19 protein-coding genes are annotated in these 20,119 nt (G+C 69.5%); 9 read left to right on the top strand and 10 right to left on the bottom strand.

Going from position 1 to position 20,119, the window contains the following annotated elements; all coding sequences use genetic code 11:
- The first annotated feature begins 84 nt into the window (after window positions 1-84).
- Window positions 85-1,011, top strand: coding sequence for a LysR family transcriptional regulator (locus QTN24_RS06510; protein ID WP_124686362.1), 927 nt, complete (start codon window positions 85-87; stop codon window positions 1,009-1,011).
- A gap of 162 nt (window positions 1,012-1,173) precedes the next feature.
- On the opposite strand, the gene QTN24_RS06505 is transcribed toward QTN24_RS06510, so the two are convergent.
- Both QTN24_RS06505 and QTN24_RS06500 read right to left on the bottom strand, forming a co-directional pair.
- Window positions 1,174-2,427: a M20/M25/M40 family metallo-hydrolase gene (locus QTN24_RS06505; RefSeq protein ID WP_313835931.1), complete on the bottom strand. Its 1,254-nt coding sequence runs from the start codon at window positions 2,425-2,427 to the stop codon at window positions 1,174-1,176.
- 107 nt (window positions 2,428-2,534) lie between these two features.
- Window positions 2,535-3,266, bottom strand: a complete 732-nt coding sequence (locus QTN24_RS06500; protein ID WP_124686360.1) for a BON domain-containing protein — start codon at window positions 3,264-3,266, stop codon at window positions 2,535-2,537.
- 378 nt (window positions 3,267-3,644) lie between these two features.
- Here QTN24_RS06500 and QTN24_RS06495 point away from each other — a divergent pair, with 378 nt between their 5' ends.
- From QTN24_RS06495 to QTN24_RS06475, 5 genes are all read left to right on the top strand, one after another.
- On the top strand, window positions 3,645-4,139 hold the full coding sequence (locus QTN24_RS06495; RefSeq protein WP_124686359.1) for a spore coat U domain-containing protein: 495 nt from the start codon (window positions 3,645-3,647) through the stop codon (window positions 4,137-4,139).
- Entirely contained in the window at window positions 4,139-4,903 is a 765-nt protein-coding gene (locus QTN24_RS06490; protein ID WP_313835927.1) for a molecular chaperone, read from the top strand. The genes QTN24_RS06495 and QTN24_RS06490 overlap by 1 nt, the downstream gene beginning before the upstream one ends.
- A complete protein-coding gene (locus tag QTN24_RS06485) occupies window positions 4,900-7,227 on the top strand; it encodes a fimbria/pilus outer membrane usher protein (RefSeq protein WP_313835925.1) in 2,328 nt (775 codons plus the stop codon). Before QTN24_RS06490 ends, QTN24_RS06485 begins: the two co-directional genes overlap by 4 nt.
- On the top strand, window positions 7,224-8,174 hold the full coding sequence (locus tag QTN24_RS06480) for a spore coat U domain-containing protein (RefSeq protein ID WP_313835923.1): 951 nt from the start codon (window positions 7,224-7,226) through the stop codon (window positions 8,172-8,174). The genes QTN24_RS06485 and QTN24_RS06480 overlap by 4 nt, the downstream gene beginning before the upstream one ends.
- A 78-nt stretch (window positions 8,175-8,252) precedes the next feature.
- The gene (locus QTN24_RS06475; protein WP_313835922.1) at window positions 8,253-8,918 is read left to right on the top strand and encodes an SOS response-associated peptidase family protein; all 666 of its coding nucleotides are present in this window, start codon (window positions 8,253-8,255) and stop codon (window positions 8,916-8,918) included.
- A gap of 13 nt (window positions 8,919-8,931) precedes the next feature.
- On the opposite strand, the gene QTN24_RS06470 is transcribed toward QTN24_RS06475, so the two are convergent.
- Window positions 8,932-11,046, bottom strand: coding sequence for a TonB-dependent siderophore receptor (locus tag QTN24_RS06470; protein WP_313835920.1), 2,115 nt, complete (start codon window positions 11,044-11,046; stop codon window positions 8,932-8,934).
- Between the two features lie 317 nt (window positions 11,047-11,363).
- Here QTN24_RS06470 and QTN24_RS06465 point away from each other — a divergent pair, with 317 nt between their 5' ends.
- The gene (locus QTN24_RS06465) at window positions 11,364-11,531 is read left to right on the top strand and encodes a hypothetical protein (RefSeq protein ID WP_313835918.1); all 168 of its coding nucleotides are present in this window, start codon (window positions 11,364-11,366) and stop codon (window positions 11,529-11,531) included.
- A 121-nt stretch (window positions 11,532-11,652) separates the two neighbouring features.
- Complete coding sequence (locus tag QTN24_RS06460; RefSeq protein ID WP_124686353.1) at window positions 11,653-12,735, top strand: calcium:proton antiporter; 1,083 nt, start codon at window positions 11,653-11,655, stop codon at window positions 12,733-12,735.
- 71 nt (window positions 12,736-12,806) lie between these two features.
- Here QTN24_RS06460 and pcaD read toward each other — a convergent pair whose 3' ends face one another.
- Genes pcaD through QTN24_RS06440 form a run of 4 tightly spaced genes read right to left on the bottom strand, consistent with a single transcriptional unit; the run spans window position 12,807 to window position 16,038 of the window.
- Window positions 12,807-13,583 carry a 3-oxoadipate enol-lactonase gene (pcaD, locus tag QTN24_RS06455; protein ID WP_313835915.1) on the bottom strand — a complete coding sequence of 259 codons (777 nt, stop codon included), beginning with the start codon at window positions 13,581-13,583 and terminating at the stop codon, window positions 12,807-12,809.
- The gene (locus QTN24_RS06450; RefSeq protein ID WP_313835913.1) at window positions 13,573-14,565 is read right to left on the bottom strand and encodes a tripartite tricarboxylate transporter substrate binding protein; all 993 of its coding nucleotides are present in this window, start codon (window positions 14,563-14,565) and stop codon (window positions 13,573-13,575) included. The genes pcaD and QTN24_RS06450 overlap by 11 nt, the downstream gene beginning before the upstream one ends.
- A 39-nt stretch (window positions 14,566-14,604) precedes the next feature.
- The gene (gene catC / locus QTN24_RS06445) at window positions 14,605-14,883 is read right to left on the bottom strand and encodes a muconolactone Delta-isomerase (protein ID WP_124686350.1); all 279 of its coding nucleotides are present in this window, start codon (window positions 14,881-14,883) and stop codon (window positions 14,605-14,607) included.
- 30 nt (window positions 14,884-14,913) lie between these two features.
- Complete coding sequence (locus QTN24_RS06440; RefSeq protein WP_313835911.1) at window positions 14,914-16,038, bottom strand: muconate/chloromuconate family cycloisomerase; 1,125 nt, start codon at window positions 16,036-16,038, stop codon at window positions 14,914-14,916.
- Window positions 16,039-16,172: 134 nt separating this feature from the next.
- On the opposite strand from QTN24_RS06440, the gene QTN24_RS06435 reads away from it, so the two are divergent.
- On the top strand, window positions 16,173-17,060 hold the full coding sequence (locus QTN24_RS06435) for a LysR family transcriptional regulator (protein ID WP_313835910.1): 888 nt from the start codon (window positions 16,173-16,175) through the stop codon (window positions 17,058-17,060).
- A 151-nt stretch (window positions 17,061-17,211) separates the two neighbouring features.
- Here QTN24_RS06435 and QTN24_RS06430 read toward each other — a convergent pair whose 3' ends face one another.
- The 3 genes from QTN24_RS06430 to QTN24_RS06420 form a co-directional block, all read right to left on the bottom strand.
- Window positions 17,212-18,366 (bottom strand): OpgC domain-containing protein, encoded by a 1,155-nt coding sequence (locus QTN24_RS06430; RefSeq protein WP_313836373.1) that lies wholly within the window; start codon window positions 18,364-18,366, stop codon window positions 17,212-17,214.
- Window positions 18,367-18,496: 130 nt separating this feature from the next.
- Window positions 18,497-19,069 carry a helix-turn-helix domain-containing protein gene (locus QTN24_RS06425; RefSeq protein ID WP_313835909.1) on the bottom strand — a complete coding sequence of 191 codons (573 nt, stop codon included), beginning with the start codon at window positions 19,067-19,069 and terminating at the stop codon, window positions 18,497-18,499.
- 57 nt (window positions 19,070-19,126) lie between these two features.
- On the bottom strand, window positions 19,127-19,984 hold the full coding sequence (locus tag QTN24_RS06420) for a class II glutamine amidotransferase (protein WP_313835907.1): 858 nt from the start codon (window positions 19,982-19,984) through the stop codon (window positions 19,127-19,129).
- Between the last annotated feature and the right edge of the window lie 135 nt (window positions 19,985-20,119).

The following is a 20,119-nucleotide window of genomic DNA, read 5'->3' as shown; positions in this document are numbered from 1 at the left end:
GCGCACTTGACATGCAGCGGACCCGATCCCGCCAGACATCCTTCGGAACGTAGCCTCGGTCTTACTCCTTTCGAAAGCAACATCATGGATCGTCTTGTCTCAATGCAGGCATTCACTCGGGTGGTGGATGTCGGCAGCTTTGCGCGCGCGGCGGAGTCTCTTGACCTGCCCAAGGCCACGCTCACCCGGCTCATACAAAACCTGGAAACCCACCTGGGCGTCAAGCTGCTGCACCGGACCACGCGCCGCATCAGCGTGACCACCGACGGCGCCGCCTACTACGAACGCTGCGTCCGCATCCTGGCCGACGTGGAGGAAGCCGAACAGTCGCTGACGCGCCACAACAACTCCCCGCGCGGCACGCTGGCCGTGGACACCACGAGCGGGCTGGCGCAGATGGTATTGATGCCTCAACTGCACGACTTCTTCAACGCCTACCCGGAGCTGAAGCTGGAGCTGACCATCAACGGCAAGCCCATCGACCTGCTCAAGGAAGGCGTGGACGTGGTGCTGCGCGTCGGGACGCTGGACGAGGCCATGGTGGCGCGCCGCATCGGCCAGGTAAAGCTGGCGTTCTATGCGTCGCCAATCTACCTGCGCCGCTTCGGCACGCCGCGCGACCTGACGGAGCTGGCCCAGCACAAGGCCGTGAACTTCCTGTCGAACCGCACCGGACGCGAGACGCCCTGGACGCTGGCGCGCGGCGGCGAGCGCACCGAGGTGCTGCTGCCCTCGGTCATCTCGACCAACGACGCCGACGTCTACCTGGGCTGCGCGGTGGAAGGCCACGGCATCGCGCGCATCTCGCGGGCGATGGCGGAGCCGTACATCCACAGCGGCCGGCTCGTGGAAGTCATGGCTGACTGGCAGACCGACGAACTGCCGATCTCGGCGATGTATCCGCAGAACCGCCACCTGTCGGCCAAGGTGCGGGTATTCGTGAACTGGGCCGCCGAGATCTTCTCGCGGCACCCGCACTTCGGTGCGGCGCCGCAGCAGTTGGCGGCGTAGGTTCACGGGTGGCTCCCCTCTCCCGCCGCGCGGGCGAGGAGTCGTGGATGCGGGCATGGCGTTTCCATCCGCGGCCTGTCTCCTTGGATGCGCTGGCCCTCTCCCCCGGCCCCTCTCCCGCATGCGGGAGAGGGGAGCCACCCCCTTCCCGCAGCCTGTTCCCTATTCCTTCCCGATCTCCTGCAGCATCCGCGTCATCAGGTAGAGCCGCGGCACGATCGAGTCCAGTTCCACGTATTCGTCGCGTGCGTGGTAGCCGAAGCCTGACAGCCCGAAGCTTTCCAGCACCACCGCCTTGCCCGACCGGCCCGCAAAGCCCGCGTCGGTGCCGCCGCCCGTGCCCGGGATCAGGATGAGCTGGCGGCCGTCCAGTTCGGCGTAGATCTGCTGCGCGCGGGCGGCCAGTTGCCTGGAACGCGCGTCGGCCACGTAGGCGGGACGTCCCTCCTCCATCGCCACCGTGGTCTGCGTATCGGGGATCAGATGGCCGGCGGCAACCTTTTCCTGCAGCGCCGCCTGCAGCTTCTGCGCGGCGCCGCCCACGGTCACGCGCACGTCACCGGTGGCGCTGGCCGATTCGGGAATCTGGTTCAGCGGCCCCGTGGTGCGCGCCTGCGTCCAGTTCAGTTGCGCACCGGGAATCTGGCGCGCCGTGTCGCGCGTCTGCTGCATCTGGTAGGCCAGCTCCAGCAGCGCGTTGCGGCCCAGCTCCGGCGCGGCGCCCGCGTGCGATGCGCGGCCCTTGACCTGCATCGTCGCCGTGGCCGTGCCGGCGGCGGCCAGCAGCAGCGATTCGGACTTCGCCACCGACTTGGCCACGTTGGGTTCGCACGACAGCACCACGTCATGCTGGGCGGCCAGCGTGGCGATGGTCTCGCCCGATCCCTGCGAGCCGATTTCCTCGTCCGGGTTCAGCAGCACGGTGATCTGCGCGTAGTCCTTCCAGCCCTGCGCCTTGAGGATGTCCAGCGCGTGCAGGATCACGGCCAGCCCGCCCTTGTCGTCGGCGATGCCTGGCCCGTAGAGCCGGTTGCCATCCTCGCGGATCGGCTGCGTGGCCAGGATGCCGGCCGGGTACACCGTGTCCATATGGCCGATCAGCATGATCCGGCGCTTGCCGGTGCCCGTCAGCGTGGCCTTGACCATCGGCGCGGCGCTGGTCGTCATCGGCAGCCGCTCCACCTTGGCGCCCGCCGCCTGCAGCCGCTGCGTCACGTAGTCGGCCATGCGCGTCAGCCCGGCAATGTTGGCGCTGCCCGATTCGATCGACACCATGTCCTTGAGCGACTGCACGACGGCCGGCTGCGCGGCGCGCGCGGCGTCCAGCAGCGCCGGTTCGGCCTGCGCGGCAAGGGCCCCGTGGCACGCCACGGCGGCAGCAGCGGCGATGGCAAGGTGGCGAAGGGAAAGCGGCATGGTGTCTCCTGTTGTTGGTGTGGGATAGGAGGCTCCAATGTACCGCTTGCGGCATCTTGCAGGGAAGCCCGCGCGTCCACGCGCGCGGGGCGATGCCGGCCCGGACGCTAGCTGCTGAGCGTGATGTGGTTGACCACCTCCTCCACGCCATGCACGTACCAGGCGTCGCGTTCCACCTGGCGGCGCGCGCCCTCGCTCGATGCGTAGCCGTCGAGCGTCACTACCCGCCCGGCCGTGCGCACCCGCAGCCGCGATGCGTCGACGAACGGGTCGGTTTCCAGCACCAGTTGCAGCGCCTCGCTCAGTTCCTCGTCGCTGTCGGCCTCTGCCGGCGCCACCACGATGTCGTTGACCACGTTGCGGCAGCCGCGCGTCCACCACGCCAGCACGCCGGCCAGCCGCATGTGGGACAGGCTGATGACATGCCCGCTCAGCATCACCGCGCCGTCGTGGACGGCCACCTCGATCCAGCCGCTGCGCTCGCCCACGGCCTCGCGCACCGGCTCGGGCTGCCCCTTGACCTTCGCGCAGAGCTTGCAGTTGCGGAAGTCGATCGCATTGGCCAGCCGCTCGCAGACGGCCGCGCGCAGGTCGCCGTCGCCCACCACGGGCCCGGCGTGCGCAATGCGCAGATGGTCGATCACGGTCGATACGCCGTCCACCCGGCGCAGCCGGGCCACGGCGCGGGCCTTGTCCATGACGTCGGGCACCTCGCCCTCAAGGATCAGGGCGCCGTCGGACAGCCGCAGGTGGATGGTGGGATGGATCTGGTGGCCCTGGTATGGCACATGCGCCAGCGCGGCTCGCGCCTGCGTCAGCACCGCTTCGCTACTCAGCATGATGTGTGTCTCCCCCGTTGACGTGGAGATGGCTGGGAAGCGCGCCCCTGCCTGCAAGCGCGCGTGGGGGCGGCATGGCGCCGCACCACAGAGCCATTATAGGAAGGGGGCCGGCGATGTCTGCGCGCCCGGCCATCGACGCGGCGTCGATGTTTCAAACAACCGTTGCGCCGCCGGCGCCACGTGCGGCGGCCCGCGCAACACTGCATCAGGCAGCCTGGAACCCGGTCCTGGCAACGGTTTCCGGCGGTCGGACTGCATTCAATGTCGCTAATGTCTCCGACTCTGCGCGTTAAGCATTGCTGAACATCGTAAAAGCGGATGCCGGGTGACGGCGCCATCGCTAAGATCGGGGCGTCGGTTGCCACGGAGAAGCCCATGACGCCGTCTTGCCACTTTCGCGTCGCAGTGTTCGCCACCCTCGCGGCCCTGCCGGTCTGGCTGGGCGCGGCCACCAAGACCACCACCTTCGCGGTACGGCTGACGCTGACCGCCGATTGCACGATCACCGCCAGCGACCTCGATTTCGGCTCGCAGGGCGTGCTGGCCGCCAATGTCGACCAGACCTCGTCGCTGTCGGTCACGTGCAGCAACAGTGCGCCGTACCAGGTGGGGCTCGACGGCGGCACCGCCGCAGGCAGCAGCATCGCCAACCGGCTGATGGCCGGCACCGGCGCCGCGACCGTGCAATACCAGATCTACCGCGACAGCAGCCGCACGCAGATCTGGGGCAACACGCCCGGCACCGATACCGTGGGCGGCACCGGCAACGGCGCCGCGCAGGCCATCACGATGTACGGCCGCGTGCCGCCGCAATCCACGCCGGCCGCGGGCACCTACACCACCACCGTCACCGCCACCGTCAACTTCTGATGCCGATTGCCGCCCCCGCGTGGCGGCCGGCATCCTGGTCCTGGCCCGCGCTGGCGCTGGCCGTGCCGGGCTTTTGCCTGCCGGTGCATGCCACCTCGCTGCAGATCTCGCCGGTCCGGGTGGACCTGCCGGCCGGCCCGGGCGCTGCCGCGCTGACGCTGCGCAACGCCGCGGGCGCGCCCATCCACGCCCAGGTGCGCGTGTTCCGCTGGACGCAGGCCGACGGCGACGACGTACTGACACCCGCCGACGACGTACTGGCCAGCCCGCCCATCGTGCGCATCGGCGGCAATGGCGAGCAGATGATCCGCGTGGTGCGGCCCGGCAAGACGCCCGCCACGGCCGAGCAGTCGTACCGGCTGCTGATCGACGAGCTGCCGCAGCGCGACGCCCCGGCCGACCAGAGCGGCGTGCGCGTGCAGCTACGCTATTCGGTGCCGGTGTTCGCCGGCACGCCGCCCGATGGCCCCGTGCCGCGCCTGGCCGTGGCGCTCTGGCGCGACGACGGCGAATGGCGGCTGGCCGCGCGCAACGAGGGCGTGCGCCACGTGCGGCTGAGCGCTGTGACGCTGGTCAGCGGCAGCCGCCGCGCCACGGTGACCGAAGGGCTGCTCGGCTACGCGCTGCCGGGCGCCACGCGCGTCTGGAAGGTGCGCCTGCCCGCCGCGTTCGCGCCGGCTGCCGGGATGCGGCTCGAAGCCGACGTCAACGGCGAGACGCAGCGCCTGCCCGTGGCCGCCGGCCGACCCGAAGCGGGCCCATGACATGGCGACGGCGTCCCACGCCCCGCCGCGCGACGCTGTCGCGGCTTGCCATGATCGCCGTCTCGCTGACCGGCGCCGTGGCGAGCAGCCCGCTCCGTGCGCAGACGATCGACAAGGTACCCGGACACACCGCCTACCTGGAGGTCATGGTCAACGGCGAATCAACCGGAAGCGTCGCCCGCTTCGCGGACCGCGACGGCACGCTGCTGACGCCGGTGGACGAACTGCTCGACCTGGGCCTGCGCGCCGACCCGGCGCTGGCCGACGCCCAGGGCATGGTCGCGCTGGACCGCCTGCCCGGCGTGACGTGGCGCTATGACCCCGCGATGCAGCGCGTCTACCCGACCGTGCCCGACAGCCAGCGCATGCCGGCGCAACTGGGCACGCGGGCGCGCGAGCGGCCACCGGTCACGCCCGGCACCGGGTTCGTGCTGAACTACGACGCCTACGCCCAGCCCGATACGGGCCAGCAGCTCGGGCTGTACAGCGAGCAGCGCTTCTTTCATCCCGGCGGGGTGTTCAGCAACACCGGTGTCGCCACCGTGTACGACCGCAGCACGCGCTACGTGCGGCTCGACACCAGCTGGACCCACGCCGACCCCACCGGCATGCAGTCGGTGCTGATCGGCGACATGATCACCGGCGCGCTGCCGTGGTCGCGCCCGGTACGGCTTGGCGGCTTCCAGCTGCGCCGCAACTTCGGGCTGCGGCCGGACCTGATCACCTATCCCCTGCCCGCGCTGGCCGGCTCGGCGGCCGTGCCGGGCGCGGTGGACCTCTACATCAACAACGTCCGCCAGTACTCCGGGCAGGTGCCCAGCGGCCCGTTCGTGATCAACAACGCGCCGGCGCTGAGCGGCGCCGGCCAGGCCACCATCGTCGTGCGCGACGCGCTGGGCCGCGACGTCAGCACCACGGTGCCGCTCTACGTGGATGCGCGGCTGCTGGCGCCGGGCCTGTTCGACTACGCGCTCGAAGTGGGCTTTCTGCGCACGCAGTACGGCGTGGATTCGTTCCGCTACGACAGCGCGCCGGCCGCGAACGGGTCCGTGCGCTACGGCTGGACCGATAGCGTCACGCTGGAAGCGCACGCCGAGGCGTCGCGCGGTGTGGGCATCGGCGGCGCTGGCGTGCTGTTCAAGCTGCCGTTGACCGGCGTGCTGAACGTGGCGGCCAGCGCCAGCGCGGCGGGCGGCGCGCAGCTCGGGCTTGGCTACCAGTGGCGCACGCCGCGCTTCGGCATCGACGTGCAGGGCACGCGCGCGTTCGGCCGCTACGAGGACCTGGCCGCGCGCTCGGGCGCGCCGATGCCGCGGGCGCTGTACCGGGCGACCGTGTCGGTGCCCGTGGCGCGCAACGGCAATATCGCGGCCAGCTACGTGAACCTGTCGGACCCGGTCTACGGCGCGTCGCGCATCGGATCGCTGGCGTGGACGGCACAGTGGAACCGGCGCACGTCGCTCACGGCCAGCGCCTACCGTGACTTCGCGGCCGGGTCGTCGTACGGCGCGTCGCTGACGCTGACCTACCTGATCGACAGCGACACGACGGCGTCGGCCACGGTGGGCCGCGACAGCGGCAATCCCACGGTGATCGGCACGGTCAGCCACGCCACGCCGTACGAAGGCGGCTGGGGCTGGCAGGTAGCCGGCCAGAAAGGCGCGGGCATGTGGCGCGGCTTTGCGCAGGCCAACTTCCGCGGCCGCTACGGCGACGTGTTCGGCGCGGTGCAGGACCTGCAGGGCCGCGTGAGCACGCAGCTTGGCGCCAGCGGGTCGCTGGTGGCGATGGACGGCACGGTGATGGCCGGGCGGCGCATCGACCAGAGCTTTGCGCTGGTGTCGACGGGCGGCGTGGCGGACCTGCCCGTGCTCGTGGAGAACCGCCGGATCGGCAACACCAACCGCTCGGGCCATATCCTGGTGCCCAACCTGCTGGCGTACGACGCCAACCGCGTGGAGATCGACGCGCTGGCGCTGCCCGTCAACACGCGGCTCAGTTCCACGCGGCTGTCGATCGCGCCGGCGCTGCAGTCGGGCGCGCTGGCCACGTTCCGGATCGAATCGTTCCGCGGCGCCCAGGTGGTGTTCGTCGACGGCGAGGAGACGCCGCTGCCGCCCGGCACGGCCATCGTCCATCTGGAAAGCGGCGGCCGCACCGTGGTGGGCTACGACGGGCTGGCGTTCTTCGACGCCCTGGGCGACGACAACACGTTCCGCGCGGAGACCGACGCCGGCGTCTGCACGGCCCGGCTGCACTACCGCGCCAGCGCAGACCCGCTGCCCAGGCTCGGGCCCGTGCGCTGCGCGGCGGAAGCACCATGAAAGCCGGCTGGCTGGCGATGCTGCTGCTGATGGCCGCGCCGGCCGCGCGGGCCGTCTGCACGGCCACGGCGCCGTCGGCTGCGTTCGGCAACTACAGCCCGGTCAGCGGCAGCCCGGTCGACATCCAGGGCACCATCACGGTGAGCTGCACCGGCATTGCGGTGTCGGCGCGCGTGCGGGCGTGCATCAACATCGGCACCGGCTCGGCCGGCACCACCGTGTCGCCGCGCGTGATGGCCAACGGCAGCCGCACGCTCGGCTTCAACCTGTACACGGACAGCGCGCGCACGCAGATCTGGGGGTCGCGCAGCACCGGCACCACGGCGACGCCCGTGATGCTCGACTTTGGCGCGCTGCTGGGCAACGGCAGCGCGTCCGTGAGCTACTACGGGCGCATCCTGGCCAACCAGACGGCGGCCACGGCCGGCGCCTACACGTCCCAGTTCACCGGGCTCAACGCCGAGGTCACCTACGTCGAATACCTGCTGTCGCCGCCCGCGTGCAGCACGCTTGCCACCAACAGCCTGCCGATCACGTTCACCGCCAGCGCCACCGTGGTGGCCGATTGCAATATCTCGGCCACGCCGCTCGATTTCGGCTCGGTCGGCCTACTGACCGGCAACCGCGACGCGGCCAGCACACTGACCGTGCAATGCACCGCCAGCGCACCCTATTCGATCGCGCTCAACGCCGGCACCGGCAACGGCGCCAACGTCGCCGCACGCCGCATGACGCGCAGCGGCGGCCAGCAGACCGTGAGCTACCAGTTGTATTCGGACGCCGCGCGCACGGTGCCGTGGGGCGACGGATCGCGCGGCACATCCACCGTGGGCGGCACCGGCACGGGCACGGCCCAGACACTCAACGTCTACGGCCGGATTCCGCCGCAGGTGACGCCAACGCCCGGCACCTATGCCGACACGGTGACGGCGACGATCACGTACTGACCCCTGGGCCGTCCACGGTTGACCGGCGCCGGGCGTTGCGCCACGATAGGCCCACCCCAGCCACATGAGCGCCCCACCATGTGCGTCAACTACGCCCCCGTCCAGCGGAGCATCCTGCGCGAGATCTTTGGCGTCGAGCCACCGCCCGGCCTGTATCCGTCGGAAACCTGGCCCGACTACGCGGCCCCGATCGTCCGGCAGCGGACCGATGCGGATGCCTGGGAAAGCGTGCTGGCGTCGTTCAGCATGGTGCCGAAAGCGACCATCCCGCCCGGTACGCGCTACTTTCCCACGGCCAACGCGCGGGTCGAGACCATCGGCAAGCTGTCGTCGTTCGCGCGGTTCTGGAAGGCGTGCCAGCTCGCGCTGATCCCGGCCACGGCGTTTTTCGAGCCGAACTACGAAAGCGGCAAGGCGGTGCGCTGGAAGATCGGCCTGCCGGACGGCGAGCCGTTTGCGATTGCGGGGGTATGGCGGGCGTGGCCCGACGGGGCCGTGTCGTTCACGATGCCGACGGTCAACGCCGACCATCATCCGCTGATGCAGCGGTTTCACAAGCCCGGGGACGAAAAGCGCGGCGTGGTGATCCTGCCGCGCGAGGACTGGGACGGCTGGCTCGGTTGCCGCGACCCGGAGGCGGCGCGCACGTTCCTGCGCCTGCTGCCGGCCGACCGCCTGGTGGCGGAGCCGGCCCCGTTGCCGCCCCGGGGGGCGACCAAGGGGCCGCCGCCACCCTCGGACTAGCCGGCCGTCGCCGTCAGAACCCTGCGCGCGCCTGGATGTAGACCATGCGCGGCGCGCCGACCAGGCGACCCGCGTTGCTGTCGGTCGTGCGCGTGTAGTAGCGCTTGTCGAACAGGTTGTTGATGCCGATGGCGATGTCGGTGTTCTTGCGCTGCGGCACCTTGAACATCGCCTGGATGTTCCACGTGCGGAAGCCCGGGATCAGGCCGTTGGCGCCGTCCGGCGTCTCGGCCACCGTGTTGGCCAGGTCGGCGTACTGCTTGCTCTGGTGCGTGGTCGAGACGTTGAACGTCCAGCTCCGCCAGTCGTAGCGCGCGCCCAGCGTGTCGGTGGTGCGCGAGTAGAACGGCACGTCCAGGCCCGCCGTGGTGCCCGACTTCTGGATGGCCCGCGTGTAGGTGTAGTTGGCGTACAGGTTCAGGCCGCCCAGCAGGCTGCCGCGCTCGAACGTGTAGTCGATGGCCGCTTCCACGCCGTCGTGGTCGGTGGCGCCGATGTTCTGGAACGTGGCCGGGAACAGGCCCGGCACCTGCAGGATCTGGTTGTCGAACTTGATCTTGAAGGCCGTCAGCTCGCCCTTGATGCGGTTGTCCGTCCAGCGCGTGCCCACTTCGAACGTCTTGGCCACTTCGGGCTGCAGCGGGTTGTTCGGCGTCTGGGAGTTGAGCTGCGTGTTCTGCACCGGGCCGAACGACGTGCTGTAGTCGGCAAACACGGTCCAGGCGCTGTTGACCAGGTACGACACGTTGATCGACGGCAGCGCCTTGTTGTTCACGCTGTCCCACTGAGTGGCCGTGTTGCGCTGCTGGCGCGTGGTGTCGATGTGCTCGAACCGCACGCCCGGCACGATGCGCCAGTTGCCGTAGGCGATGCGGTCGTCGATGTAGACCGCGTGGGCGTCCGTGGCGTTGTCGAACGTGGTGGTCGGGCCGTTCACGCCGGTGCGGATCGTGGTGCTGAACTGGTTGTCGTCGCCGCGCTCGCGGATGTAGCGGTAGCCGACCGTCACGTCATGCGTGGTCGGGCCCAGCCCGAAGCGCTGCGTGTAGCGCGGCTCCACGCCGAACGTGGTGTAGTTGCGCGGCTGGTGCGCGATGACCGTGGCGCTCTGCTGCAGCGTGCTCTGGCGGTAGCTGTCGTTGAAGAACGTGCGGATCTCGAACTCCTGGTTCGCCGAGATCGTGTTCACGTAGCCCAGGTCGAAGCCGTAGCGGTTGCCGCTCCAGTAGTCGTTCGGGCGCGTGTTCTGGAACGGGTCGGCGTTGAACTGCGCCACGGTCAGGCCGCCCGGCGTGCGGGACTTCACGTCGTAGTACGACAGCTTGCCGTAGACCTGCGACGTGGGCGTGATGTCGTACGCGAACTTGACGGCCAGGTCGTTGACGTCGTCGTCGCTGCCCTTGCGCCATTCGCGGCCGGTCATGCCCGAGTACAGCAGCGCGATGCCCAGGCCGCTGTCCAGCGTGGTGCCGACGAACGCGCTGTACTGGGTGTTGTTGCCGCCGCCTTCGGTGAAGATGTTCTGGCGCACCGACGCGTCGCCGCTGAACACGCCCGGAATCGGCTTGGTGTTGAAGTTGATGATGCCGCCCACGTTCTGCGGCCCGTAGCGCACGGCGCCGCCGCTGCGCACCACGTCGATCGACTCGATGTTGCCCAGGCTGACCGGCGCGAATGAGAGCTGCGGCTGGCCGTACGGCGCCACGGCCATGGGGATACCGTCCAGCAGCACGGTGGAGCGCGGCGTGTAGCGGCCGGTCAGGCCCCGCACGCCGATGTTCAGCGAGATGGCGCTGCCGGCCGTGCCCGAGTTGTCGGTCGACTGCACGCCGGGGATGCGGCGCATCACGTCGCCGATGTTCTGGGCGCCGCTCTGTTCGATCTGCTGCTCGTTGACCACGGTGCGCGCGCCGGGAAAGGTCTTCACGCTGTTCTGCAGGCCGGTACCGAGCCAGTTGCCGGACACCTGGACCGTTTCCAGCATCTTTTCCGAGCCCGCCGCCGGCGCATCGGCCGTCTGGGCGGCCGCCAGTTGCGGCATCAGGCACAGCGTGGAGACGGCCAGCGCCGTGGCGCACAGCGTGAAATGGGGCGCGACGGCTGGCAGTGGTCGGCGGCTCGAACTCATGGTCAATCCCTTGTCACAAGATGCTTACGAAAGGCCATGAATGTAAGTGATAACAGTTCGCGTTTGTAGCCTTGACATCGAATGACGGCCGTAATGTATTGCGGCTGCGACAATGTGTTGCCCGGGCACGACATTTAGCAGAATCTGACCGGTTGGTTGACCGCTCAAACGGTCCGGCTGGAGCACACCCTCGCCATTCGTGCAGCCCTCGGATGGGTGATGGTTGCGCCCCTCCGATAGAGGGTGTCCGCACGATGGCCGGGCACCCATACTGACCTTCCACCGGCCAGAAGAGCCGGACCAACCGGGTCAGAACCATGCATGCAGTCTCCTTCGTCGGATATGGTGTGGCGTTTCTGGTGGTCGTCATCGTGGCGGCCCGCTGGATCTACCGGCACCACCCCGCCCTGCGCGATCTCGATCCGCCCGCGCCCCGCCGCGACAAGCGCGCCGGCGCCCCGGCGCCTGGTCCCGCCGCGGACTGATCGCGCGCCAAATCGCCCCCGGCGGGAACTGCCGCCTGCCTGCGTTGCCTGAACCTCTTGCGCCCGCGTTCCGCGGGGCGCACGCTCGCGCCTGTGAGCCACAAGAACAAAGGGAACAAACATGGCAACTTCCAACAAGCTGCCGGCGTGGACCATCTGGTCGCCGCTGGCCGCCTGGGCCGCCTTCGGCCTGGGCCTTCTGATGACGGGTCAGATCTGGACGATCGCGGTGATGACCATCGCGCTGGCCGGCGCGGTGTTCTCGGCCGTGCATCACGCCGAGGTGGTGGCGCACAAGGTGGGCGAGCCGTTCGGCACGCTGGTGCTGGCCATCGCCGTGACGGTGATCGAGGTAGCGCTGATCGTGTCCGTGATGCTGTCCTCGGGCCCGGAGAAATCGGGCCTGGCGCGCGACACGGTATTCGCCGCCGTGATGATCATCTGCAACGGCATCGTCGGCGTCTGCCTGTTCGTCGGCGCGCTGCACCACCGCGAGCAGGCGTTCCAGGCGCCCGGCGCCAACGCCGCGATGGCCATCCTGGTCACGCTGCTCGGGCTGACCATGGTGCTGCCGAACTTCACCAGCACCACGCCGGGGCCGGCGTTTTCGCCGTCGCAACTGGCGTTCTCGGGGGTGATGTCGCTGCTGCTCTACGGCTGCTTCGTGTTCGTCCAGACCGTGCGGCACCGCGACTACTTCCTGGTGGAAGGCACCCGCGACGAGAACGTCCACGCCCCGCCGCCGCCGGGGCGCGTGGCCGCGGCCAGTGGCGCGCTGCTGCTGGTCTGCCTGGTGGCCGTGGTGGCGCTGGCCAAGCTGCTGTCGCCTTCGGTGGAGAAGGCCGTGGCGGAAGCGGGCCTGCCGGCCGCCGTGGTGGGCGTGGTGATCGCCGCGATGGTGCTGCTGCCCGAAGGGCTGGCCGCGCTACGCGCCGCGCGGTCAGACCGCATCCAGACCAGTCTGAACCTGGCGCTGGGCTCGGCGCTGGCCAGCATCGGCCTGACCATCCCGACCGTGGCCGTGGTCTTCATCTCGCTGGGCCGCACGATCGAGCTCGGGCTCAACCCCAAGGAAATGGTGCTGCTGTTCCTGACGATGATCGTCGCGTCGCTGACGCTGGGCATGGGCCGCACCACGATCCTGCAGGGCGTGGTGCATATGGTGATTTTCGCGGCGTATCTGTTCTTGACGGTGGTGCCGTAGCCGCTGCGGCACGCCCGCTGCCTCTCCGCTCCCGCACGGCGGGAACGGGGAGCACGGCGGGGTTCAAATGCTTACCGCAGCCCCAGGAACCCCACCACCGCATTTCCAAACGCTTCCGGCAATTCCCAGTTCGACAGATGCGCGGCGGGCAGTGCTGCGTATTGCGCGCCCGGGATCGATGCGGCGACTTCGCGGCCCTGGGCGGGCGTGGTGGCCAGGTCGTGTTCGCCGGCGATGACCAGCACCGGAGCGTCGATGGCGCCCAGCAGGCCCCGCAGGTCGGCGTCGCGCACGGCGGCACAGTTGGCCGTGTAGCCGGCCGGGCTCGCGGTTTCGAGCATCCGCCGCACCGGCGCCAGTTCGTCGCGGCGCGTCAGCAGGTAGTGGTCGGTGAACCAGCGGGCCAGCACGCCGTCGACGATGGCCGCCATGCCGTCGCGCTGGACGGTGGCGATGCGCGTGTCCCAGACCGATGCCGGGCCGATCAGCGCGGCCGTGTTGGCCAGCACGAAGCGGCCGAAACGGCTGGCGTGGTGCCGGGCCAGCACCATCCCGGTCATCCCGCCCATCGACAAGCCGCAGAAATGCGCGCGCGCCACGCCCGCGTGGTCCATCACCGCGATCACGTCGGCGGCCAGGTCGGCCATGTCGAACGGCCCGGCCGGCAGCGCCGAACGGCCATGCCCGCGCGTGTCGTAGCGCAGCACGCGGTAGTTCTGGGTCAGCGCCGGCATCTGCGGGTCCCACATTTCCAGCGTGGTGCCGAGCGAATTCGACATGACGAGCACGGGCTTGTCCGCGTCGCCCTCGATCACGTAGTGCATCTGGCGGCCTGGCTCAATCGGCATGGATGCCCCGCTCGCGGATCAGCGCGCCCCACTTGACCGTTTCGCGCGCCAGGTGGTCCTTCAACTGCGCCGGGGAGCTGCCGATCGGCTCGGCGCCGATGCCGGCCAGGCGCTGCAGCACGGCGGGCTTCTTCAGCGCGTCGAGCATGGCCTTGTTCAGCGTCTCCACCACGGCCGGCGGCGTGCGCGCCGGCACGAACGCGGCGAACCATGGCGACAGGTCGTAGCCGGGCACGCCGGCCTCGGCCACGGTCGGCACGTTGGGCAGCGCCGACGACCGCTTGCTGGTGGTCACCGCGATGGCGGTCAGCTTGCCGCTGTCGATATGGGGCTTGGCCGACGTGATGCTGTCGAACATGTAGTCCACCTGGCCGCCCAGCAGGTCGGTCATCGCCGGACCCGAGCCCTTGTACGGGATGTGCAGCATGTCGACCTTGGCCATCGACGTGAACAGCTCGCCCGCCAGGTGGATCGACGTACCGTTGCCGGCCGACGCATACGTGTACTTGCCCGGCTTGTTCTTGGCACTGGCGATGACCTCGGCCACGGTCTTCTGCGGGTTCCGGGCCTTGTTGGTCACCAGCACGTTGGGCACCACGGCCAGCAGCGAGACCGGTGCGAAATCCTTCACCGGGTCGTAGTTGAGCTTGCCGTACAGCGCCGGGTTCACGGCCATGCCGTTGGCCACGATGATCAGCGTGTAGCCGTCGGCCGGCGCACGGGCCACCAGTTCGGCGCCGATGTTGCCGCCGGCGCCGGGCCGGTTTTCCACGACGATGGACTGGCCCAGCGTCTTCGACATTTCCTCGCCCAGCGTGCGGGCGATGTTGTCCATCGCGCCGCCCGCCGGGAACGGCACGACCCAGCGGATCGGGTGGTCGGGATACGCGGCGTGGGCCGGCGCGGCGGCCGCGCACAGCAGCGCGGCGGTCAGGGCGAGTGCGGCCGGCAGGCCAGCCGGGCGTTGCAGCAGGGTAATCATTGTCTCCGTTCCTTCTCTTCTAGGGCGCCGCGGTCCGCTTCAGCGGATCGACGACGGGTGCCGCGCCAGCGGCGTGACGTGGATCTTCATGTACGGGAACAGCGGCAGGCCGGACAGCAGCGTGTGCAGTTCGTCGTTCGACTCCACGTCGAACACGCTGTAGTTGGCGTACTCGCCCACCACGCGGTAGAGCGCCTGCCACTTGCCCTGCCGCTGCAGGTCCTGTGCGTACGCCTTTTCGCGTGCCTTGATCGCGTCGGCCGTGTCGGCCGGCAGGTCGTGCGGAATCTGCACGTCCATCCTGACGAGAAACAGCATCGTGGTCTCCTGTGTCCTGTGTATCGGGAATCAGCCCGCCTTGCGGCGGTAGTGGCGCAGCTTGTCCTCGTCGATCTCCAGGCCCAGCCCCGGGCCGTGCGGCAGGTGCAGCGCGAAATCCTTGAAGACGGGCCGCTCGGCGACGATGTCGTCCTTTACCAGCAGCGGGCCGAACAGTTCGGTGCCCCATGCCAGTTGCGGCAGCGTGCAGAAGCCATGGGCCGCCGCGATGGTGCCCACGGCGCCTTCGAGCATCGTGCCGCCGTACAGCGCGATGCCGGCGGCGTCGCCCACCGCGGCCGTGCGCAGCATGCCGAAGATGCCGCCCGACTTGGCGATCTTGAGCGCGAACACGTCGGCCGCGCCCAGCCGCGCCAGTTCCATCGCGTCCTCAGGGCCGGTCACGGCCTCGTCGGCCATGATCGGCACGACAAAGCGCGCGGCCAGCCGGGCCAGCGCGGTGCGGTGCTCGCGCGGGGTGGGCTGCTCGACGAGGTCGATGCCGGCCGCTTCGAGCATGGCGATGCCCGTGGCCGCGTCGGCCTCGTTCCACGCCTGGTTGACGTCGACGGTCACGCGCGCGCGGTCGCCCAGTGCGCGCTTGATGGCCGACACGTGCGCCACGTCGTCGCGCACGCTGCGGCGGCCGATCTTGAGCTTGAACGTGTTGTGGCGGCGTGCCTCCAGCAGTTGCTCGGCTTCCTCGATGTCGCGGGCCGTGTCGCCGCTGGCCAGCGTCCACAGCACCGGCAGCGTGCTGCGCACCGCGCCGCCCAACAGCGTGGCCACCGGCACGCCCAGCCGCTTGCCCTGTGCGTCGAGCAGCGCCGATTCCAGCGCGCTCTTGGCAAACCGGTTGCCGCGCGCCACCTTGTTCAGGCGGGCCATCGCGGCGTGGATGTTGGTGGCGTCCTGCCCGGCCAGCGCGGGCCCCAGGTAGGTGTCGATCGTCAGCTTGATGCCTTCGGGGCTTTCGTCGCCGTAGGACAGGCCCCCGATCGTGGTGGCCTCGCCGATACCCTCCACGCCGTCGCTGCAGCGCAGGCGCACGATCACCAGCGTCTGCTGCTGCATCGTCGCCATCGCCAGCTGGTGGGCGCGGATCGTCGGCAGGTCCACCAGGACGGCCTCGATGGCGGAAATCGTTGCTGTCATACCCGAAGTCATACCTTTTCCATGCAATAGCGTTCTTGCCTCGCAGTATGGACCTTGACCTTTGGCGCGTCCAAGACCGATGATGTCTCGATCGATACCTTCCGGGTATGCAACTACCCTGCTCGCTCCCCGCCATGGAACTCCGCCACCTCCGCTATTTCCAGACCGTTGCCCAGGAACTCAATGTGACGCGGGCGGCAGAAAAGCTGCACATGGCGCAGCCGCCGCTGTCGCGCCAGATCCGGCAGTTCGAGGAAGAGGTGGGCGTGCCACTGTTCGACCGGGTCGGGCGCGGGCTGAAGCTGACCGAGGCGGGCCGCTTCCTGCTGGAGCAATCGCTGCAACTGACGCAGCGGCTGGAGGAAACGCTGGAAGGGACGCGGCGCATCGGCCGCAACGAGAAGCGCTGGTTCGGCATCGGCTTCGTGCCGTCGGTGCTGTATGGGGTGCTGCCGGAGCTGATCCGCGTGCTGCGCGGCGACGACAGCGAGGTGGAGGTCGGGCTGACCGAGATGATTACCGTCCAGCAGCTCGAAGCGCTGAAGTCCGGCCGCATCGACCTGGCGTTCGGCCGCCTGACGTTCGGCGACGCCGCCATCGTCCAGCAGGTGGTGATGGCCGAGACGCTGGTGGCCGCAATGCCGGTGACCGCGCCGGCGCCGGCCGGACCGTTCGACGCCGCGACGCTGGCGCGCCAGCCGCTGATCCTCTATCCGGCCCGCCCCCGGCCCAGCTACGCCGACCACGTGCTGTCGCTGTTCCGCGCCCAGGGCCTGCAGCCGCGCGTGGTGCAGGAAGCCAACGAACTCCAGACCGCGCTGGGACTGGTGGCCGCAGGGCTGGGCATCACGCTGGTGCCGTCGTCGGTCCAGCGGCTGCATCGGGACGACGTGCGCTACGTGCCGGTCGACGCCCCCGGCTTCGTCTCGCCGGTCATCATGAGCCACCGCGCCGGGGACACGTCGCCGCAACTGGCGCGCGCCGTGGCATGGGTCAGGGCGCAGGCAGGCGATTTATCGTAGGGGAACGGTTTTCCTCCCCTCTCCCGCACGCGGGAGAGGGGTCGGGAGTGAGGGCCAGCGGTTCAAATTGCCACCTGTCGGCAAGCAGATCCTCAACGCCGTCACCCCCAGCCCCTCTCCCGCAGGCGGGAGAGGGGGGCCACACCGCCCCCTACGCCGAGACCATCTTTGCCGACGCGGCCTGCTTTGCCGCCATCTTCCGGGCGTCCTTGCGGCGGCCGTACCAGCCGCCCACCACCAGCAGCACCGCCACGGCGATCAGGTCGCCGGTCAGGGCGACGGGGCGCGTGGGCCGGCCGCCGGCCACGCCGTAGGTCAATCCTTCGATGCCCACCGAGACCACGGCGCCCAGCACGAAGCAGAACAGGCTGTGGCGGCCAATCTGCACCACCGGGCCCATGAAACGCGCCAGCCCGGCGATCCAGCCGGCGCGCACGGCCAGGTAGACCAGCCATGCCAGCCCCAGGAAGCTGACCACGCGCAGCGCCGCCAGGCTTTGCTTGGGCAGCGGAAAGGCCATGGTCGGAATCCACGCGGGCAGCCAGGCTTCGTACAGGTGCGGACGCATCCAAAGGTAGGCGGCCGCCATGCAGACCAGCGCCACGACCACGGCGCCGGCCGTGCAGGCGCGGCGTACCAGCGCCTGCTGCGGCAGCACAAAGTCGGGCCGCAGCCGGGCCAGCAGGCCCATGCCGAACATCAACTGCCAGGCGAACGGGTTGAAGCTCCAGCCGCGTGGTTCGCTGCTGGGCAGCAGCGGCAGCAGCATCGGCGACATGATCCACAGCGCCACGCTGCCGCAGATGAACGCCAGCGGCTGCGCGCGCGCCAAGCGGATGGCCAGCGGCGCCAGGCCGATGAATACCGCGTACATCGGCAGCACGTCGGACACGAACGGCTGGCGCGCCAGCCCGATCACCTCCAGCACGGTGGCCAGCGGCTGCGCCATGAAATCGAGCGCCTCGGTGGCGCGCACGGCTGGCGCGGGGATGCGGCACATCGCCAGCACAAGGCCGAACAGCAGCATCAGCACGCCGGTCAGCACGAACGCCTGGTAGATTTCCCAGCTACGGCGGCGCAGGCGGCGGCGCGCGGCGCTGGCGCCGTGGCGCGCTTCCATCGCCAGGTACGCGGCGCCGGCCGAATAGCCGGCCAGGAAGACGAACACCTCGGCGGCGTCGAAGAGCTGGAAATTGCGGATCGTGTAGTCGGCCAGCACGCTGCCATTGACGTGATCGACCACGATGAAGAGCAGCGCGATCCCGCGAATCAGGTCGATCTCGGTGCGCCGCTGGTTGTTGTTCACTGCGTTCAAGGACGGGCTTCCCAAGGCTTGCCGGCAGCCCAGGGCGCCACGCGGCAATCACGGCCCGAATCTTACCGTGACCTCAGGGTTTACCTTGTATGGCAGTGTTTCAGCGCGTTACGCGATGTTGTCAGGTGGCGTAAGCGGCATGAAGCCGGGCCAGCGAGCGTCGTCCCGCCGCCACGACCGCCGCATCGTGCGTGGTCTGGGCCCGGACGATCATGCCTTCGATGGTCAGGATCGCCTCTTGCGCCACCTGGTCGGGCTGGCGCAGTCCCAGTTCGGCCGCCACGGCGGCCACAAAGTCCTGCAGCGACGCCTTGTGCGACACGGCCTGCTCCAGCAGCCGGGGGTCGTCGCCGGCGCCGCCGCCCGACTCGGCCACCATGTTGATGAACGCACAGCCGCGGAAGTCGTCGGTGCCGAACCACTCGCCCAGCGTATCGGCCAGCACGTCGAGGTTGGCCCGCGCGGCCAGCCGCTGGCGCACGCCGGCCTCGAACCAGTCCATCCAGAACGCATGGCGCCGCTGCAGGTATTCGAAGATCAGGTCGTTCTTCGACGGAAAGTGGCGGTATAGCGACATCTTGGCCACGCCCGACTCGGCAATGATGCGGTCGATGCCCGTGGCGCGGTAGCCGTCGCGGTAGAACAGCCGCGCAGCGGTATCGAGAATGCGCTCGCGGGCGGAAGGGGTGGCCATGGCGGTCTATTCAGTAAGAGGCTGGATACCCGCCATTATAGGAGACAGGTCTGTCTTTCACGCGCGCTGGGCGACGTTCATGTCGGGCAGCCGGGGTTCAAAGCAGCGCTGCTCGATCTGGCCGCCGCGCGCCACCAGGATGGTCGCCTCGGGAATTTCCTCCCACACGCCCTGCACGTCGATCAGCGGCTCGGACAGCACCAGGAAGGCGTCGTCGCCGGCGGCGATGATGCGCGGGTCCTCGGGGTACAGCGCCCGCAACTGCCGGAACGACGTGCTGTGGAACAGCGACCGCGAATCGCGCTCGCTGGAATAGCGCGCCGCCACGATCTGCTGGCCGTCGGTCACGCAGACGGTCATGTTGAGCGGCGATGCCACGTCGTGCCGGTGGCCGACCTCCTCGATCAGGCCCGCCATCTGCTCCAGCGCGCCCTGCGGATCGCGTTCCAGCCCGAAGGTCAGCGCCAGGAAGAACATCACCTCGGAATCGGTCGAGCCTTCGATCCAGCGGAACAGGTGCGGCGCCACGGACATCATCAGGTCGCGCCGCAGCAGCGGATATTCGCGGATCAGCCCGTTGTGGGCAAACAGCCAGCGGCCAAAGCGGAACGGGTGGCAGTTGGTCTCCTGCGTGGGCGTGCCGGTGGCCGCGCGCACGTGCGCCACAAACAGCGGGGCGCGCACGGCCCGGGCGGCCTCGCGCAGGTTGGTGTCGCTCCAGGCCGGATGCAGGCAGCGGTAGCGGAACGGGAGTTCGGAATGCCGGCCGTACCAGCCGACGCCAAAACCGTCGCCATTGGTGGTGGTATGGCCCAGGCGGGCGTTCAGGCTCTGGTCGATCAGCGAATGCTCGGGCTGGAACAGTACGGCCTCTAGCGGCACGGAGCGGCCCGAATAGGCCAGCCAACGGCACATGGTGCTCTCCTCTTGTCGGGTGCGGGGGCGATGTCTTCACTTCAGGATAGCAAGGGGCCGGCCCTGCCTGCCAGCCGGGCAATTCCTACATGGCACGCCCGTTCGGGCAGCGCGTTTTCCACCACGGCGGGGCGG

Source organism: Cupriavidus sp. SZY C1 (genome assembly GCF_032190535.1).
In the GTDB taxonomy this organism is placed as follows: domain Bacteria; phylum Pseudomonadota; class Gammaproteobacteria; order Burkholderiales; family Burkholderiaceae; genus Cupriavidus; species Cupriavidus pauculus_C.
Note: the sequence above shows the minus strand (reverse complement) of the source record. Positions and strands in the feature narration are given on the sequence as shown.

Excerpts from the sequence above, each read along its gene's own strand:
- QTN24_RS06500 (WP_124686360.1), bottom strand. The coding sequence starts at position 3,266 with ATGCTGAGTAGCGAAGCGGTGCTGACGCAGGCGCGAGCCGCGCTGGCG.
- pcaD (WP_313835915.1), bottom strand. The coding sequence starts at position 13,583 with ATGCCGATTGAGCCAGGCCGCCAGATGCACTACGTGATCGAGGGCGAC.
- QTN24_RS06510 (WP_124686362.1), top strand. The coding sequence starts at position 85 with ATGGATCGTCTTGTCTCAATGCAGGCATTCACTCGGGTGGTGGATGTC.
- QTN24_RS06450 (WP_313835913.1), bottom strand. The coding sequence starts at position 14,565 with ATGATTACCCTGCTGCAACGCCCGGCTGGCCTGCCGGCCGCACTCGCC.
- QTN24_RS06460 (WP_124686353.1), top strand. The coding sequence starts at position 11,653 with ATGGCAACTTCCAACAAGCTGCCGGCGTGGACCATCTGGTCGCCGCTG.
- QTN24_RS06425 (WP_313835909.1), bottom strand. The coding sequence starts at position 19,069 with ATGGCCACCCCTTCCGCCCGCGAGCGCATTCTCGATACCGCTGCGCGG.
- QTN24_RS06420 (WP_313835907.1), bottom strand. The coding sequence starts at position 19,984 with ATGTGCCGTTGGCTGGCCTATTCGGGCCGCTCCGTGCCGCTAGAGGCC.
- QTN24_RS06480 (WP_313835923.1), top strand. The coding sequence starts at position 7,224 with ATGAAAGCCGGCTGGCTGGCGATGCTGCTGCTGATGGCCGCGCCGGCC.
- QTN24_RS06470 (WP_313835920.1), bottom strand. The coding sequence starts at position 11,046 with ATGAGTTCGAGCCGCCGACCACTGCCAGCCGTCGCGCCCCATTTCACG.
- QTN24_RS06505 (WP_313835931.1), bottom strand. The coding sequence starts at position 2,427 with ATGCCGCTTTCCCTTCGCCACCTTGCCATCGCCGCTGCTGCCGCCGTG.
- QTN24_RS06490 (WP_313835927.1), top strand. The coding sequence starts at position 4,139 with ATGCCGATTGCCGCCCCCGCGTGGCGGCCGGCATCCTGGTCCTGGCCC.
- QTN24_RS06435 (WP_313835910.1), top strand. The coding sequence starts at position 16,173 with ATGGAACTCCGCCACCTCCGCTATTTCCAGACCGTTGCCCAGGAACTC.
- QTN24_RS06440 (WP_313835911.1), bottom strand. The coding sequence starts at position 16,038 with ATGACAGCAACGATTTCCGCCATCGAGGCCGTCCTGGTGGACCTGCCG.
- QTN24_RS06485 (WP_313835925.1), top strand. The coding sequence starts at position 4,900 with ATGACATGGCGACGGCGTCCCACGCCCCGCCGCGCGACGCTGTCGCGG.
- QTN24_RS06465 (WP_313835918.1), top strand. The coding sequence starts at position 11,364 with ATGCATGCAGTCTCCTTCGTCGGATATGGTGTGGCGTTTCTGGTGGTC.
- catC (WP_124686350.1), bottom strand. The coding sequence starts at position 14,883 with ATGCTGTTTCTCGTCAGGATGGACGTGCAGATTCCGCACGACCTGCCG.
- QTN24_RS06475 (WP_313835922.1), top strand. The coding sequence starts at position 8,253 with ATGTGCGTCAACTACGCCCCCGTCCAGCGGAGCATCCTGCGCGAGATC.
- QTN24_RS06495 (WP_124686359.1), top strand. The coding sequence starts at position 3,645 with ATGACGCCGTCTTGCCACTTTCGCGTCGCAGTGTTCGCCACCCTCGCG.